At 75.9% G+C, this 686-nt stretch carries 1 protein-coding gene; it reads left to right on the top strand.

Annotated elements, in window-relative coordinates; translation table 11 throughout:
* Positions 1-51: 51 nt before the first annotated feature.
* Positions 52-686 (top strand): hypothetical protein (locus AC2W7G_RS17845; protein WP_485869607.1); only part of this gene is annotated, 635 nt, incomplete at its 3' end.

Below are 686 nucleotides of genomic sequence, written 5' to 3'. Positions count from 1 at the left end.
AGGTGCCGGTCTCGGTCGCCTGGCCGTTCGCCAACCCCGACGCCGCCGGCGGTGACGGCACCTACCTCGATCCCCGGCCGGCTGGTCTCGGCCGTGTCGCCGTCCGGACGCCTGCGCAACGTCCTGGACCTGGCCCGCACGTCCCCCGCGACGTCCACCGCCGTCCTCGAGCCGTCGCTCCTGGTCGAGCTGGCCGACCTGGCCGCCGGCCGCAACCTGCCCGACGACTTCGAGCTGACCGACGCCCAGCGCCAGCAGGTCGTCGGCTTCCGCGACGACCTCGTCGCCTTCGCCCGGCGCACGTCGCTGTGGGTGCTCGACTACGCCGACCCGGACTCGCTCGGCCTCGCCCGGCACCGCACGGGCACCGCCCTGGGCCGCGTCGTGGACGCCGCCACCACCAGCACGCTGGAGGAGCTGGGCCTGTCCGGACGCCGGGTGGTCTGGACCCGCGGGGTCGACGACGCGCTGCTGGACGACGTCTCGTCCGACGGAGAGCGTCCGCTCATCGTCCCCTCCTCGGCGCTGCGCGACGTGGAGCGCTCGCAGGGGTCGGTCGTGGGCTACCGCGCCGACGACGAGGTCGTCCCGCTCGTGCTGGCCGACACGGTGCTCGAGCGCGTGCCCGGCGCGGACTCCGTCGTCGGCCTGCGCCAGTGGCTCGCCGCCGGAGTCCGCCCCTGGCG

It is taken from the genome of Aeromicrobium sp. PFPM2_SD2 (genome assembly GCF_057364525.1).
Note: the sequence above shows the minus strand (reverse complement) of the source record. Positions and strands in the feature narration are given on the sequence as shown.